Raw genomic sequence first — 13698 nt, 5'->3', positions numbered from 1 at the left:
AGCAGGGCGCGCAGGCGTGTCCGGCGCGCCCCCGCGTGTGCGCGCCGGTGCCGCGGAAACGGCCTGGATTCAGGGCTTTATCGCGCTTGTCCAGATGCGTCGGCACCATGCGTCCTAGTACTCCATAACCCCCTGAAAACATTGCTTTTCAAGCCCGCTTTTTGTTGGCATATTGCGGGCGGATCAAGCGGATTTCAGGAGAGGAGGATATGGATGTGTGGCCACAGCGTCGCATCGATGGCTTCGAGGTGCAGTGCGAAGTCGTCAGTCTCGACGCCGGTGTGTTGGCGATAGAGATCAGCGTGGCGCGGGCGGGCGATGCGGCCTTCCGGCGGCGTTGGTCGCTGCCGCGTTTCGTGACCTTCGCCGATGAGGGCGTGGCGCGGCGGCATGCCGAACTGGTGTTGTCCGGCATCGTCTCGGTGGATCTGGCTACTGGTGAACCGCGCTACGGCATTCTCTGAAAATGCCATTTTCGGCCGGGTTTCGGTCGGCTTGCAGGCTGGTATCGAGACGCGGATTGCCCTACCAAATGTTGCGCCGGCGGGCCGCGCAAGCGGGCGTGGCGCCTTGCGCCACCCGTGGTCCGGCATGGGTTCCATGGAACGCCGGCCCGGTAGGTTTTGTTTCGTTTATCACATCATGTGCCTTGCGCCCATGCTCGAGGCCGGTAGAGTGGATAACGGATGACAACAAAAAAGGAGAGTTCCATGTTCGACACTTTTCCTGTCCTGCGCCGCGTCGGTCTGGCCGCCGCGACCATCAGCGTGGCCGGCCTGTTGTTTGCCGGTTGCACCACGACTTCGCCGCAATCGAATGCTTCCGCCACGGAGCAGCGGCAGTCGATCAACAGCGCGGCCAACGCGTCTCTGGGCAAGCTGTACGAAGCCGCGCCGCAATCGAAGGACCTGGTCGCGCGCGCCAAGGGCGTGCTGATCTTCCCTGACGTGTTGAGCGGCAGCTTCTTCATCGGTGCGCAACACGGCAAGGGCGTGCTGCGTGTCGGCGGCGCCAACGCCGGTTACTACAGCACCACGGCGGGTTCGATCGGCTTCCAGGCCGGCGCGCAGTCCAAGGCGATGTTCGTGCTGTTCATGACGGATGAAGCCCTGAACAAATTCCGCAACAGCAACGGTTGGACGGTGGGCGCCGATGCCACCGTGGCGGTGGTCAACATCGGCGCCAACGGCCGTATCGATACCAATACGGCGCAGCAACCGGTGGTGGGTTTCGTGCTCAACAACGGCGGCCTGATGGCGGGCGTGTCGCTGGAAGGCACCAAGATCGCGAAGATCGATATGTAAAGACCGTCGCGGCCGGCCCTGCGGCCGACGACGCAAACAAGAACGCCGCGGCGCAGGCCGCGGCGTTTTGCGTTGAGAAGGCGCGCGTCAGCGCAGGATGTCGTCGCCGTGGTTGCGCACCGCGCTTTCACGTTCGATTTCGGCGGCTTCGATCTTCGGATCCAGGCCGCGCCAGCGCAGGATGCGGCCGCGTTCCTCGGCGGGTTCCCAGCCCAGGATGCCGTAGCGCGTGATTTCGGTTTCTCCGGTGTCGAATGCCACTTCGAAGTAGCCCTGACGATCGGGTAGCGTGCTGCCGGGGTACCAGTCGGTTTCAGGCATGGTGGACTCCTTGCTAAGCGATGAAGGGGCGCCGGCCTCGCTCCGGGGCCGGACGCTTTTCATTGTGGGGCTGGCAGCCCGATCCCGCAAGCGCGCGGGCCTTGTGCGGAGCCTAGCCCAGCGGGACGGCGGTGGTGTAGAGCACCTGCTTGAGCGCGAAGCTGGAACGGATGCTGGCCACCCCGGGAATGCGCGTGATGTGTTCGACGATCAGGCGCTCGAGCGCGTCGACGTCGGGCACCAGGGCGCGGATCAGGTAGTCGGCGTCGCCGGACATCAGGTAACACTCCATGATTTCCGGCAGCACGGCGATCTCGCGTTCGAACACATCGAGCGCCGCCTTGCGCTGCTTGTCCAGCGAGATCTGGATGAACACATTGACCTTCAGGCCGAGCTTGCGCGCGTTGAGCAGCGTGACGCGGCGGTCGATCAGGCCTTCGGTTTCCAGGCGGCGCACGCGCGCCAGGCAAGGCGATGCCGAGAGATTGACGCGCGCGGCCAGCTCGACGTTGGTCAGGCGCGCGTCGCGCTGGAGTTCGTTGAGAATGCGGATGTCGGTGGCATCCAGGTTGATATCCGGCATAACAGACCTGTCGTTCGTGGATGGGCAATGCATTTGTGCCGAGTATGCCCGTTCCTGCGGTGAATTGAGGTGAAATATGCTGGGGTTTACCCTATAGACTATTCCTTTCTTTGGCGAATTGGCCAAGGTACGGAATATTCAAGCGGTAGATGTGGCGGTAATGATTCAGCAGAGCACGTTGCGCAAGTTCTGGCCCCTGGCGGGGGCGGTCATGATCTGGGGCGGCAATTGGCCCGTCATGAAACTGGGGCTGGCGCACATGAGTCCGCTCTGGCTGGCGGCCAGCCGCTTTGGCTCGGCGGCGCTGATCAGCGTGGTGGTGCTGGCGGCGCTGCGGCGGCTGCGATGGCCGACGCGCCAGGAGTGGCCGCTGGTGGCCGGCGTGGCGCTGCTGCAGATGGGCGCGTTCACGGCGCTGGCGCTGTGGGCATTGCAATACGTGGCGCCGGGACGCGCATCGGTGATCGCATACGCCACCTCGATCTGGGTCATTCCGCTGTCCTCGCTGGTCCTCAAGGAGCGATTGTCGGCGGCGCAATGGCTGGCCACCGCGCTCAGTTATGCCGGCATCGGCGTGATCGTGGCGCCGGCGTTCAGCCCCTGGCAGGCGCATACCGTGATCGGCCTGGTGATGCTGCTTGGCGCGTCTTTCGCCTGGGCCTGCAACATCATCCAGTTGCGTGGCAACCGCCATGTGCGGCTGGGGGCCGACATGATCCCGTGGCAGACGGCGATCGCCACCGTGCCGCTGGCGGCCCTGGCATGGCTGCGCGATGGCGCCCCGCTGTTCCTGGCCGTGCCCGATGCCTGGCCGGTGATCCTGTATACCGGACCGCTGGCCACCGCGCTGACTTTCATCGTGGTGCTGGGCATGACGCAGAAACTGCCGCCGGTGGCGACCTCGATCGCGATGCTGTGCGTGCCCGTCATCGGCCTGATCGTATCGTCGCTGGTGTTCCATGAGCGCATTTCGCCAGACCTGGCCCTGGGGCTGGGGCTGATCGCATTGAGCGTGGCGGGGTCGGCGCTGGCGTCGCGCCGTCCCCTGGCGCTGCGGCCGTCGTAGGGCCGGCATGCTATCGTTGCAGTATTGAACTGAGAGTCACGCATGGCATTGCATCGTTTCGAGAAAGGCGAACTGGGACATTGGCTGCGCATCGTTGCCGACAATTCGGAACCGGGCGCCGTGCAGACCAGCGTGCCCGCGCACGTGGCCGAAGCGTTGCAGACTTTGCGTTGCATCGATGCCGGCCCCGGGGGCGCCTGGGTGATCACCGAAAAAGGCAAGCTGGCGCTGCGCATGGAAGAACCCGGCGCCATCCATTTGCGCTAGGGCGGATGGAGCGGCGCCGGCCGGCGCCGCTGTTCATCTCCAGGCCGATCCCGGCCGTCCTCATGATTCGTCCCCCCCGATTCCGCTACAGGTTCATGACGTACGCGTCGACGCGGGGGGATTCCGTCCATTTCTTGCGAATGTTCATGTGATATTTCACGATGTCCGCGCTTGTCCGGGCGGGCTACGGGAATCTCCTGAGACGGTTTGTTCGATTTGGCTGCGTCCGGACGTATCGCGGCGCGCGCGCCGCCGGTAAGATGAACTTGCGTGACGGATTCAGGTCTATTCATAGCGCGGGAATTCTGCACCCGCATGCGTCACGCGTGGTTCACGCGTTTAGGTAACCGACTGGGAGGTAGCACATGCAGCATCGTGACCAGGAAGTACTGATCGACGTTTCCACAGCGGCCATGGATACCGGCGGATATGGCGTATTGCTGACGGTAACGGCCGAGGGCGGCACCGAAGTGGATGCCGCGTTTTCCCACTTGGGCAACTGCGCTTCGTTGGACGAGGCACGCGATCGCGCGGAGATATTCGCGCAGAACTGGGTCGAGGAAAACATCTTCCGCTAGGCGCTCGCGCGCTGTACGGAAGCTGAACGGCTGTACGGGTCTGTGTGCGCATGACGCTCAGAATGGCGTTCCGGAGATGGCGACGAAAATTTCGGTTATCGTCGCTGCTCCATAACAAGCGGCCCTTATCGGGTTTGCGTCGTTCCAAGATGACTGCCGCACAGACCAACTCCGCGCTGGCGGAGCACATCACCGCATTTCGCGAGCATTTCGACTCCGTCATCCTGCCCCTGTGGATGGGGCCGGGCTTCAATGACACCCTGGGTCTGCCCTTTGAATCCCTGGATGCCGCCAGCGGCGCGCCGTTGCCGGCCGAGCGTTATCGCGCCATGGCGTGCGCGCGCCAGCTGTACGTCTATGCCGCCGCGCCGGGCGCCGCGGCGGGCGCGCACGCCGATCGCCTGTTCGATTCGCTGGTGCGCGTGTTTCGCGCCGAGGCGCATGGCGGCTGGCACTACAGCGTCGACGCTCAGGGACGCCCGCTGGACCTGACGCAGGATCTGTACACCCACGCTTTCATCGTGTTTGCCTGCGCCGCGCATTTCCGGCGCTCGCGCAACGCGCAAGCGCGCAAACTGATGCTGGCCACGGCGGAGGTCATCGAGTCGCGCTTCAAATCGGCCGACGGCCTTTATCACGCCGCCTTGAGCGCGGACTGGAAGCAGGTGCTGCGCGGCCCCGCGCAGAACCCCATGATGCATCTGACCGAGGCCTATCTGGCCGCCGCCCAGGTGGCGGAACCGGCGTTGTTCGCCAAGCGGTTGCGCGGGTTGGCGCAGGTCATGACCCAATCGTTCCTGAGCGCGTCGACGCAGTGCATTGCGGAGCTGCCGCAGGGCACGCCGGGCAATCGTATCGAACCGGGCCATCAATTCGAGTGGTTGTCTCTGGTGCGCGAGTCGGCCGAGGTGTTCGATGGGCTGGACCTGGCCGAGTCCCTGCCACGCGGCGTGCATTGGGCCCGAGGCCATGGCGTCGATGCGGGCGGCGTGGCGGCGGCGCTGGACGAGCAGGGCGCGGTGCTGGACGATACCCGCCGCATATGGGCGCAGACGGAGCATCTGCGGGTGCTGGCGGTGTTGGGCGAGCAGGCGGCCCTGAACCAGGCGTTGGCGGCGTTCCGTGCCCGTTTCCTGCATCCCGGCGGTTGGTATGAATGCCTGGACGCCGCCGGGGCGGTGGTGCGTCCGGACATGCCGTCGACTTCGCCGTACCACCTGGCGACCTGCCTGGCGGCGCTGCTTGGCGTTGTTTAATTGCGCCGTTAACAATTTTTGTTTAATCGAGGATAGGTTTTAATAGAAAAACATTGGTGAAATCCCTTACAATTTAGTAACTATGTTTGTGGGGAAGCATCAATGAGCGTTATGTGCTTGGCTTGCCAACGCATCAACCCCGGGCTTGCAGGCGTCGCGCCGCATTCGCATCTGGGGCACCAGGGATTCACCAACCCGACACAGAAAGGCCGCGAGGAAAGCCGCGAAGACCATTTCCGTTGCTTGAACTGCGGCGCCAAGTGGCTGCGCGAAACGGACAAGTGGGGCGTGGACCTGGGCTTCAAATTGGCGCCTTGAGGGCGTCGATATAGGGTGGCGCCGCAAGGTCGCTGCAATTGCTTGTTACTGTCGGGCCCCGTTTCGGGGCCCGTTTTGTTTCCTGGCCGTTACACGGCTGTGCCGGCGGCCGGCGCGGTGTTGTCGGGATCCTGGCGGGCGGTGTCCAGCAACCATTGCCGGAAACAGGCCAGTGCGTAGTGGTCGCGACGCTGGGGCGGCGCGCACAGATGGTAGCCGCGCGAGATGGCGATGCGCAGGTCGGGGAAGGGCGCGGCGACGCGGCCGCTCTGCAGGTCGTCCTGCAGCAGGCAGCGCTGCAGCACGGCGATGCCCATGTCGGCCATGACGGCGCGGACCAGGATGCTGACCTGGTCGAAACCGCCGGCCAGCTTGAGGCCGTCGCGGCGCACGCCGGCGGCCTCGAACCAGCGGGTCCAGTTGTCCATGCCGTTGGAGTGGTACAGCAATGGTTCGCCGAGCAGCCCCGCGGGGGTGTCCCACAGGCCGGCAGCGCGCCGCGCCGCCAGCCGGGCGGGGCTGCAGATGGCGATCATTTCCCGGCCGATCACGTAGTCCGCCTGCCAACCGGGCCATTGGCCGGTTTCTCCGGAAAGGATGCTGGCGTCGGGCGTGGCACCGGAAAAATCCTCGTTGCGGCGATAGGCCGCGAAGCCCAGCTGGATGTCGGGATGGCGCCGGTGGAAGTCGGGCAGGCGCGGCACCAGCCAGGCGCTGGCCAGGGTCGGCACGCTGGACAGGGTCAACCGCAGGCGGCGGTCATCGGCGCGCAGTTCGGCGCTGAGCGCCTCGATGGCCTGTAGCGGCGCCTGGCCGCCTTCATAGAGCTTGCGGCCGGTCTCGGTCAGGGTCAGGCCGTGGGCGTTGCGGCGCATCAGCGGCTGGCCGAAATGCGCTTCGAGCCGCGCGATGGCGCGGCTGACGGCGCCCTGGGTCACGCACAGGGTCTCGGCCGCCAGGGTGAAACTGCCCAGCCGCGCGGCCGTCATGAAGGCGTGCAGCTCGGACATGGACGGCGAGTGCAGGCGCATGGCGCGGCGGTCCCCGGGGCCAGGCGACAGGCCCCTTAGCATGAGCGTTGGTAATGAAGGCGTGCAATATAGTCGTTTGAAAGGGGATCGTAAAGTTCGGACACTGGCGGCCTCGCAGCAAGACCTGCACCTTTTTCCGGAGTCGCTCCATGTCCCGCCGCTTTTTCGGCTGTTCCGCGCGCATCGCGCTCGCCGGCGTCTGCGCCGCGCTGTCCTTTGCCGGTCCGGCGCAAGCCGCCGACTATCCCTCCCGCCCCATCAAGCTGGTGGTGCCGTTCGCCGCCGGCGGTTCGACCGACATCGTGGCGCGCCTGGTGGCCGAGTACGCCGGCCGCGACCTGAAGCAGACCATCGTGGTCGAGAACAAGGCCGGCGCGGGCGGTTCGCTTGGCATGGAACAGGTGGCGCGCTCGACCCCCGACGGCTACACCATCGGCATGGCGACGATGAGCACGCACGGGTCGAATCCGGCGGTCTATCGCAAGATGAACTACGACCCGCTCAAGGACTTCGAGCCGGTGGCCAACGTGCTGGCCGTGCCCAGTATCTTCGCGATCAATCCGCAGGTCCCCGCCAAGAACATGGCCGAGTTCGTCGCGCTGGCCAAGGGGCAGGCGGACAAGTACAGCTTTGCCTCGCCGGGCGTGGGCTCGCTGGGCCACGTGAACATCGAGAACTTCATGATGCTGGCCGGCATCAAGCTGCTGCACGTGCCGTACCGCGGCGCCGGTCCGGCGCTCAATGACGTGATGGGCGGGCAGGTGGACGCCATCACCGACAACCTGTCCTCGACCCTGCCGCAGGTGCTGGGCGGCAAGCTGCGGCCGCTGGCGGTGCTGGGCGCCGAACGCTCGCCGCTGCTGCCGGATGTGCCGACCTATAACGAACTGGGCTACCCCGACATGGGCACGGGCGGCTGGTTCGGCCTGGTGGCGCCGGCCGGCACGCCGCCGGCGGTGATCGAGCGCCTGAACCAGGCGGTGCGCGCGGCGATGCAGGATCCGGAGTTCCGCAAGAAGGCCGAGGACGTCGGTGGTACGCTGATGCCGACCACGCCGCAGGAATTCAAGACGCAGATCGAACAGGCCCTGGCGCGCTACGCCAAAGTCGCCAAGGCCGCCAACATCCAGGCTGACTGACGATGACGAACGCCGACTTCCAAGCCGTTTCCGTGCATGCCCCGACCGCGCCGGCCCTGCCGCTGGTGTGTGACTCGCCGCACAGTGGCGAGCAATACCCCGCCGATTTCGGCGCCGCGGCCAGCCTGGCGCAGTTGCGCCAGGGCGAGGACACGCACGTGGACGCCTTGTGGTCGGCGGCGCCGGCATTGGGCGCCACGCTGGTGGCGGCGCACTTTCCGCGCGTCTACATCGATCCCAACCGCACGCTGCGCGATCTGGATCCGGAGTTGCTGGCCGAACCCTGGCCGGAACCGCTCGATCCCGGCGAGAAGACCCGGCTGGGCAAGGGCCTGATCTGGCGCCGCATGGACAAGGCCACGCCGATCTATGACCGCAAGCTGTCGCTGGCCGAAGTGCGCCATCGCATCCAGGCGTACTACGAGCCGTATCACGCGGCGCTGGCGCAGGCCATCGAAAGCGCGCAACGCGATTTCGGCGCGGTCTGGCACTTGAACCTGCACTCGATGCCGAACGATGCCTATGAGCGGCTGGGCCGCGAGAGCGCGCATCCGCTGGCCGATTTCGTGCTGGGCGACCGCGACGGCACCACCTGTGAGCCGGAGTTCATCGCCCTGATCGAGACGGCGCTGCGCGACCGCGGCTATACCGTGGCGCGCAACGACCCCTACAAGGGCGTGCAACTGATCGCGCAGATCGGCCAGCCGGCATTGAACCGGCACAGTCTGCAGGTGGAGATCCGGCGTCCGCTGTACATGGACGAGGCGACCCGCGAGCGCAACGCGGGCTTCGAATCGCTGCGCGCCGACCTGTCGCAGGTGCTGGCGCAGGTGGCGCAATACGTGCGCGCGCGCATGTCGGCGATATCGTCGACAAAATAGACGCGCGTGCATCGTCGCGATCCCGCGGCCCCGGTTGACGCAAGCCAATCGGGGCCGTCGTGCTTGCGCTTAAGTTTCCCGGCGGGCGGCCGTTGTCGCTAACAACGTGCTGCGTCGATCATTGGCGCGGCCTACAGGGAACCGGTATGGCCGAGAAGATCATCAATGGTTTTTCCGTCGTGGCGTACGCGACGCAACCCGAGGGGCGCATTCCGGCGCGCGCCTTTCTGGAAACGCGGCGCTTGCCGGTGAAAGCGGATGCGGCGGCCAAGGCCCCCGGCGCCCCGGACGCGCAGCCGCCCTGTGAGACGCCCGATGTCGAGGAAGAAGCCGAAAGCATGGCGTTCGAGATCTTCGTGACGCGTCGTTTCCGCGGCACGGTCGAAGCGATGTCGGCCGCGCGCAACGCGCTGGACCGCGTCAAGTCCGTCGACGAGCACGGCGTTCCCGACCACCTGCCGGACTAGGGCCGCGCGCCGCCTGCCGCGGGACCCGGCGGCGCGGCGGCCGCCCACATATTGTTATCCCCACTTTGTATTTGTCGAACGCCTGAGCGCGGGCCGATGATGCCGCATGGCAAGCATCGCCATTCACAGTCTGCTCAAAAGGAAGGTTGATGAATACGAACGTCCAAACGCGCGCCCATGTGGCGCGCGGCATTTCGCGACGCGCATTGCTGCGCGCGGCAACCGCGGCGGGCCTTGCGGCGCCGCTGGGCATGCTCGGTTCGCGCGTGCTGGCGGCCAATGGCGCGCCTCGCACCTACAAGATCGCGTGGAGCCAGACCGCGGTGTGCCAGTCGCCGGTGTCGGTGGCGCTGGAGCGCGGTTTTTTCGACAAGTACAACCTCAAGGTCGAGCGCATCAATTTCAGCGGCTCGACCGACCAGTTGCTCGAAGCCATCGCCACCGGCCATGCCGATGGCGGCATCGGCATGGCGCTGCGCTGGCTCAAGCCGCTGGAGCAGGGCTTTGACGTGAAGCTGGCGGTGGGCACGCACGGTGGCTGCATGCGCCTGCTGACCGCGGCAGACTCGCCGATCAAGAGCGTGCAGGACCTGAAGGGCCGCCGCGTGGCGGTGTCCGACCAGGCCAGCCCGGTGAAGAACTTCTTCGCGATCCGCGTGGCTCAGCTGGGCATCGATCCGGAGTCGGTGGACTGGCGCCAGTATCCGCAGGACCTGTTCGGCGAAGTGCTGAGAAAGGGCGAGGTCGATGCCATCGCCGGCGACGATCCGCTGATCTACACGCTGCGCGAGGACAACAAGCTGCGCGAGATCGCCACCAACATCGAAGGCGATTACGAGAACCGCACCTGCTGCGTGCTCGGGCTGCGCGGCGACTTGGTGCGCAACGATCCCGAGTCGGCCGCGGCCATCACCCGGGCGGTGATCGACGCGCAGCGCTGGACCGCGTCCAATCCCGACGAGACCGCCCGCATCTTCGCGCCCTACGTGCCGGGCAAGGTGCCGGCCGAGCGCGTGGCGGCGATCCTGCGCAGCCACAGCCATGGCCACGCGTCGACCGGCGGGGCGCTGCGCGAAGAGATCGTGGGCTATGCCAAGGATCTGAAGACCATCAAGGTGCTCAGCGCCAACCTCGATATCAACAAGTACGCGCAAGCGGTGGTGCCCAATGTCCTCGGCTGACACGCTGGCGGTTGGCGCGTTGCGCGGCGCGCCGGCCGCGGCGCAACCCTGGCGCCTGTGGAAGACCGGCGTGGCCGCCGCCGCCCTGTGGGCGGCGGTGGGCGCGGTGACGCTGCGCTGGCCCAACGTGGAGGTGGGCTTCACGTCATGGGGCTACACGCGTGAATTCGGCGTGGCGGCGTTGGTGCTGGCGGCCTTGCTGCTGCTGGCGGCGGTGGCCGGCGCCGCCCACCGCCGTCCGGTGCGGGCACTGCACCGGGCCGGGCCGTGGCTGCTGGCATTGGCCGTGGCGGTGGGCCTGTGGGAGGTCGCCACGGCCAAGCTGGCGCTGCTGCCCAGCCCGTTCTTCGCGCCGCCGCAGTCGCTGATCGAGGTCTACGTCAGCGACTACAAGCGGTTGGCCGACAGCCTGGCCAACTCGCTCTGGCTGCTGGCCAATGGCTTCGGCCTGGGCGCGGCGGCGGGTTTCCTGACCGGCGTGGCGATCGGCTGGTCGCGCGGCCTGGGTTACTGGGTGCATCCGGTGCTGCGCTTCCTGGGGCCGGTGCCGTCGACGGCGCTGCTGCCGATGGCGTTCTTCTTTTTCCCGTCGAGCTGGTCGGCGGCGGTGTTCCTGATCGCGCTGGCGACCTGGTTCCCGGTCACGGTGCTGACCTGGTCGGGCGTGGCGGGCGTGAACCGCGCCTACTACGACGTGGCGCGGACGATGGGGGCGAGCGAGTGGTTCCTGGTGCTGCGGGTGGCGATACCGGCGGCCTTGCCGCAGGTGTTCGTGGGCCTGTTCATGGGCCTGGGCGCATCGTTTTCGGTGCTGGTGGCGGCCGAGATGATGGGCGTGAAATCGGGACTGGGCTGGTATCTGTCGTGGGCGCAGGGCTGGGCGTCGTACGCCAATATGTACGGCGCGCTGATCGTGATGGCGCTGGTGTTCTCGGGGCTGATCACGCTACTGTTCGCGGGGCGTGATCGCTTGCTGGCCTGGCAGAAGGGGGTGGTGAAATGGTAGCGGCGGCACAGGAAGCGGCGGCGCGCGGCGCGGCGCTGGCGGTGCGGGGCGTGAACCACCGCTTCGAGCTGGACGGCGCGGCGTTGCCGGTGCTGGACGATATCGACCTGGAGGTGCGGCCCGGCGAGTTCGTGGCGCTGCTGGGCCCGAGCGGTTGCGGCAAGTCGACTTTGCTGCGGCTGGTGGCGGGGCTGGAGCCGCCGGCCCAGGGCGACCTGCTGGCCGACGACGAACCGATCGACGGACCGTCGCCATCGCGCATCGCGGTGTTCCAGGATCCGACGCTGTATCCGTGGCGGACCGTATGGCACAACGTGGCGCTGGGCCTGCAGGCGCGCGGACTGTTGAAGACGCAGCGCGCCCGGGTCGACGACGCGTTGCAGCGCGTGGGGCTGGCGGCCTTTGGCCAGGCCTATCCGCACCAGCTGTCCGGCGGCATGGCGCAGCGCGCCGCGCTGGCACGCGCGCTGGTGAACGATCCGCGCATCCTGATCCTGGACGAGCCGCTCGGCAAGCTCGATTCGCTGACGCGGATCGCGATGCAGTCCGAGCTGGTGGAGCTGTGGCAGCGCAGCGGCTTCACCGCCTTGCTGGTGACGCACGACGTCGAGGAGGCCCTGTTCATGGCCTCGCGCATCATCGTGTTGAGCGAACGGCCGGCGCGGATCAAGGATGAGATCGTCAACGACCTGCCGTATCCGCGCCATCGCGGCGACCCGCGCCTGGCCGAGTTGCGGCGCCAGGCGCTGGCCTTGCTGGGGCTGGATGCAACGTGGTGAGCAACGCGGCATTGGCGCTGGCGGCCCTGGTGGCGCCGGCGGGCATGCTGGCGTGCCTGGCCGCCGCGCGCCGGCGGGGCGATGCGATCACGGCCGGCCTGCCGCTGCCGTGGCTGGCGGCCCTGGCGTTGGCGGCGGTGGGCGGCGTGCTCGCGCTGGGCTGGCAACGGGTGCAGGGCGCGCCCGGCCTGCTGGGATCGCGGCTGGGGCACCTGGCCCTGGCCGTCGCCGCTGTGTTGCTGCTGGCGGCGCTGGTGGCTTGCTGGCTGCACAGCCGCGCGCCGGAACGGGCGGGGCAGGCGTGGCGCCGCGCCGGCGCCACGGTATTGGCAGCGTTGGCGCTGCTGGCGACGTTGCTGGCGTTGGCGATTGCCTGGCAGCCGGAGGAGGCGCTGGCAATCGCGCACTGGCCGTTCACCTGGCGCTACGACCCGGATCTGCCGGTCGGCACGCATACCTGGCGGCGCCTGGGACTGGCGGCGGGATTGACGGCGGCGGCGCTGGCCCTGCTGGTGGCCGCGCTGTTTGCGCGGCGGGGCCGGCTGGTATGGCTGACGGCCGCCGCTGGCCTGCTGGCCAGCGCCAGCTGGCCAGCGCCGCGCATGCTGCTGACGGAAGCGACGGCCACGTCGTACCAGCGTTCGCCCCTGGTGTTTTCGGATCGCAATCTGCTGCAAGGCGCGCGCCTGTACCAGAGCCACTGCGCGGCCTGCCATGGCGAGCGGGCGGATGGCCGGGGGCCGCTCGCGCCGGGGCTGCCGACCTGGCCGAGCGTGCTGGGCGCGGCGTTGTTCGAGAACCGGCTCGAAGGGGAGTTGCACTGGCGCCTGGCGCAAGGCGGCCACGGGCATGCCGTTGGCGCGCAGGGCGGGGACGGTCGCTCCGGCAGCGGACTGCCTGGCGACAGGCCGGCCGCCGCGGCGCGCGTTGCCGGTCCGCCGCAGGCCTTGACGGCCGACGAGATCTGGCAGGTGCTGGACTACCTGCGCGTGCACGCCTATGGCGTCAACGGTGGCGCGGGCATGCCGGCGGTTCCCGCGCCGGTGGTGGCGTTGTCGTGCCGCGACGGGCGCGCGGTCACGCTGGCCGGCCTGCGCGGCCTGCCGCTACGCGTGGTGGCGGCGATGCCGGGCGCGCCGCCGGAACCGCAGGATCCGCGCCTGTTGACCGTGGCGTTGACGCGCGGCGGTCCGCTGCCCGGGGATGCCGATTGCGCGGCGGTGGACGAGGACGCCTGGAATGCCTATGCGCTGGCCGCCGGGCTGGCGCCGCAGGGGCTGGCGGGCGCGCAGTTCATGGTCGATCGCCGCGGCTGGCTGCGGGCGCGGCGCCTGCCGGGCGCGGCGCCGGCCTGGACCAGCGCGGACAACGTCTGCGGGCCGGGCGGCCGCATGGAGAACACCACGGCGCAGGGCTTGGGCGCGCTGCTGCTGGCGATGGATCGTGCCCCCATCGGGATTCCGGATACGCGCCGCAGGCAGTAGCGCACTTCAGGCGGCATGGCGACTCGCCATCCGGGCA

At 67.7% G+C, this 13698-nt stretch carries 17 protein-coding genes; 14 read left to right on the top strand and 3 right to left on the bottom strand.

Annotation, left to right across the window (positions count from 1 at the left end):
- Window positions 1–209: 209 nt before the first annotated feature.
- Together DK459_RS23475 and DK459_RS23470 are read left to right on the top strand one after the other, a co-directional pair.
- Window positions 210–464 carry a hypothetical protein gene (locus DK459_RS23475; RefSeq protein ID WP_006388015.1) on the top strand — a complete coding sequence of 85 codons (255 nt, stop codon included), beginning with the start codon at window positions 210–212 and terminating at the stop codon, window positions 462–464.
- Between the two features lie 246 nt (window positions 465–710).
- Window positions 711–1304 (top strand): YSC84-related protein, encoded by a 594-nt coding sequence (locus DK459_RS23470; protein ID WP_006388016.1) that lies wholly within the window; start codon window positions 711–713, stop codon window positions 1302–1304.
- A gap of 87 nt (window positions 1305–1391) precedes the next feature.
- Here the strand turns inward: DK459_RS23470 and DK459_RS23465 are convergent, their stop codons facing one another.
- Together DK459_RS23465 and DK459_RS23460 are read right to left on the bottom strand one after the other, a co-directional pair.
- Window positions 1392–1625 (bottom strand): hypothetical protein, encoded by a 234-nt coding sequence (locus tag DK459_RS23465; protein ID WP_020927062.1) that lies wholly within the window; start codon window positions 1623–1625, stop codon window positions 1392–1394.
- A gap of 112 nt (window positions 1626–1737) precedes the next feature.
- A complete protein-coding gene (locus DK459_RS23460; protein ID WP_006388018.1) occupies window positions 1738–2208 on the bottom strand; it encodes an Lrp/AsnC family transcriptional regulator in 471 nt (156 codons plus the stop codon).
- Window positions 2209–2368: 160 nt separating this feature from the next.
- Between DK459_RS23460 and DK459_RS23455 the strand changes: the two genes are divergently transcribed.
- From DK459_RS23455 to DK459_RS31215, 5 genes are all read left to right on the top strand, one after another.
- Window positions 2369–3274 carry a DMT family transporter gene (locus DK459_RS23455; protein ID WP_026385316.1) on the top strand — a complete coding sequence of 302 codons (906 nt, stop codon included), beginning with the start codon at window positions 2369–2371 and terminating at the stop codon, window positions 3272–3274.
- Between the two features lie 42 nt (window positions 3275–3316).
- Complete coding sequence (locus tag DK459_RS23450; protein ID WP_006388020.1) at window positions 3317–3541, top strand: hypothetical protein; 225 nt, start codon at window positions 3317–3319, stop codon at window positions 3539–3541.
- A 365-nt stretch (window positions 3542–3906) separates the two neighbouring features.
- A complete protein-coding gene (locus DK459_RS23445) occupies window positions 3907–4119 on the top strand; it encodes a hypothetical protein (protein ID WP_006218759.1) in 213 nt (70 codons plus the stop codon).
- Between the two features lie 149 nt (window positions 4120–4268).
- Window positions 4269–5375 carry an AGE family epimerase/isomerase gene (locus tag DK459_RS23440; protein ID WP_110135098.1) on the top strand — a complete coding sequence of 369 codons (1107 nt, stop codon included), beginning with the start codon at window positions 4269–4271 and terminating at the stop codon, window positions 5373–5375.
- Between the two features lie 102 nt (window positions 5376–5477).
- Entirely contained in the window at window positions 5478–5693 is a 216-nt protein-coding gene (locus tag DK459_RS31215) for a hypothetical protein (RefSeq protein WP_006388022.1), read from the top strand.
- A gap of 89 nt (window positions 5694–5782) precedes the next feature.
- On the opposite strand, the gene DK459_RS23430 is transcribed toward DK459_RS31215, so the two are convergent.
- A complete protein-coding gene (locus tag DK459_RS23430; RefSeq protein WP_006388023.1) occupies window positions 5783–6724 on the bottom strand; it encodes a LysR substrate-binding domain-containing protein in 942 nt (313 codons plus the stop codon).
- A gap of 149 nt (window positions 6725–6873) precedes the next feature.
- Here DK459_RS23430 and DK459_RS23425 point away from each other — a divergent pair, with 149 nt between their 5' ends.
- The 7 genes from DK459_RS23425 (at window position 6874) to DK459_RS23395 (ending at window position 13661) form a co-directional block, all read left to right on the top strand.
- Window positions 6874–7863, top strand: a complete 990-nt coding sequence (locus DK459_RS23425; RefSeq protein ID WP_110135097.1) for a tripartite tricarboxylate transporter substrate binding protein — start codon at window positions 6874–6876, stop codon at window positions 7861–7863.
- Between the two features lie 2 nt (window positions 7864–7865).
- A complete protein-coding gene (locus DK459_RS23420) occupies window positions 7866–8744 on the top strand; it encodes an N-formylglutamate amidohydrolase (RefSeq protein ID WP_054441553.1) in 879 nt (292 codons plus the stop codon).
- Between the two features lie 146 nt (window positions 8745–8890).
- Window positions 8891–9211: a hypothetical protein gene (locus tag DK459_RS23415; protein ID WP_054441551.1), complete on the top strand. Its 321-nt coding sequence runs from the start codon at window positions 8891–8893 to the stop codon at window positions 9209–9211.
- 149 nt (window positions 9212–9360) lie between these two features.
- On the top strand, window positions 9361–10392 hold the full coding sequence (locus tag DK459_RS23410) for an ABC transporter substrate-binding protein (protein ID WP_006388027.1): 1032 nt from the start codon (window positions 9361–9363) through the stop codon (window positions 10390–10392).
- Window positions 10379–11398 carry an ABC transporter permease gene (locus tag DK459_RS23405; RefSeq protein ID WP_006388028.1) on the top strand — a complete coding sequence of 340 codons (1020 nt, stop codon included), beginning with the start codon at window positions 10379–10381 and terminating at the stop codon, window positions 11396–11398. The genes DK459_RS23410 and DK459_RS23405 overlap by 14 nt, the downstream gene beginning before the upstream one ends.
- Entirely contained in the window at window positions 11392–12177 is a 786-nt protein-coding gene (locus tag DK459_RS23400; RefSeq protein WP_054499865.1) for an ABC transporter ATP-binding protein, read from the top strand. The genes DK459_RS23405 and DK459_RS23400 overlap by 7 nt, the downstream gene beginning before the upstream one ends.
- Window positions 12171–13661, top strand: a complete 1491-nt coding sequence (locus tag DK459_RS23395; protein WP_233256853.1) for a cytochrome c — start codon at window positions 12171–12173, stop codon at window positions 13659–13661. Before DK459_RS23400 ends, DK459_RS23395 begins: the two co-directional genes overlap by 7 nt.
- Window positions 13662–13698: the final 37 nt, after the last annotated feature.

The sequence above is a fragment of the Achromobacter sp. RW408 genome (assembly GCF_003184165.1).
GTDB classification, from domain to species: Bacteria; Pseudomonadota; Gammaproteobacteria; order Burkholderiales; family Burkholderiaceae_B; genus Achromobacter; species Achromobacter xylosoxidans.
The sequence above is the reverse complement of the archived record's forward strand: the minus strand, read 5'-3'. Positions and strand labels throughout refer to the sequence as shown.

Coding starts and splice junctions, on each gene's coding strand:
- DK459_RS23475 (WP_006388015.1), top strand. CDS start 210: ATGGATGTGTGGCCACAGCGTCGCATCGATGGCTTCGAGGTGCAGTGC.
- DK459_RS23470 (WP_006388016.1), top strand. CDS start 711: ATGTTCGACACTTTTCCTGTCCTGCGCCGCGTCGGTCTGGCCGCCGCG.
- DK459_RS23465 (WP_020927062.1), bottom strand. CDS start 1,625: ATGCCTGAAACCGACTGGTACCCCGGCAGCACGCTACCCGATCGTCAG.
- DK459_RS23460 (WP_006388018.1), bottom strand. CDS start 2,208: ATGCCGGATATCAACCTGGATGCCACCGACATCCGCATTCTCAACGAA.
- DK459_RS23455 (WP_026385316.1), top strand. CDS start 2,369: ATGATTCAGCAGAGCACGTTGCGCAAGTTCTGGCCCCTGGCGGGGGCG.
- DK459_RS23450 (WP_006388020.1), top strand. CDS start 3,317: ATGGCATTGCATCGTTTCGAGAAAGGCGAACTGGGACATTGGCTGCGC.
- DK459_RS23445 (WP_006218759.1), top strand. CDS start 3,907: ATGCAGCATCGTGACCAGGAAGTACTGATCGACGTTTCCACAGCGGCC.
- DK459_RS23440 (WP_110135098.1), top strand. CDS start 4,269: ATGACTGCCGCACAGACCAACTCCGCGCTGGCGGAGCACATCACCGCA.
- DK459_RS31215 (WP_006388022.1), top strand. CDS start 5,478: ATGAGCGTTATGTGCTTGGCTTGCCAACGCATCAACCCCGGGCTTGCA.
- DK459_RS23430 (WP_006388023.1), bottom strand. CDS start 6,724: ATGCGCCTGCACTCGCCGTCCATGTCCGAGCTGCACGCCTTCATGACG.
- DK459_RS23425 (WP_110135097.1), top strand. CDS start 6,874: ATGTCCCGCCGCTTTTTCGGCTGTTCCGCGCGCATCGCGCTCGCCGGC.
- DK459_RS23420 (WP_054441553.1), top strand. CDS start 7,866: ATGACGAACGCCGACTTCCAAGCCGTTTCCGTGCATGCCCCGACCGCG.
- DK459_RS23415 (WP_054441551.1), top strand. CDS start 8,891: ATGGCCGAGAAGATCATCAATGGTTTTTCCGTCGTGGCGTACGCGACG.
- DK459_RS23410 (WP_006388027.1), top strand. CDS start 9,361: ATGAATACGAACGTCCAAACGCGCGCCCATGTGGCGCGCGGCATTTCG.
- DK459_RS23405 (WP_006388028.1), top strand. CDS start 10,379: ATGTCCTCGGCTGACACGCTGGCGGTTGGCGCGTTGCGCGGCGCGCCG.
- DK459_RS23400 (WP_054499865.1), top strand. CDS start 11,392: ATGGTAGCGGCGGCACAGGAAGCGGCGGCGCGCGGCGCGGCGCTGGCG.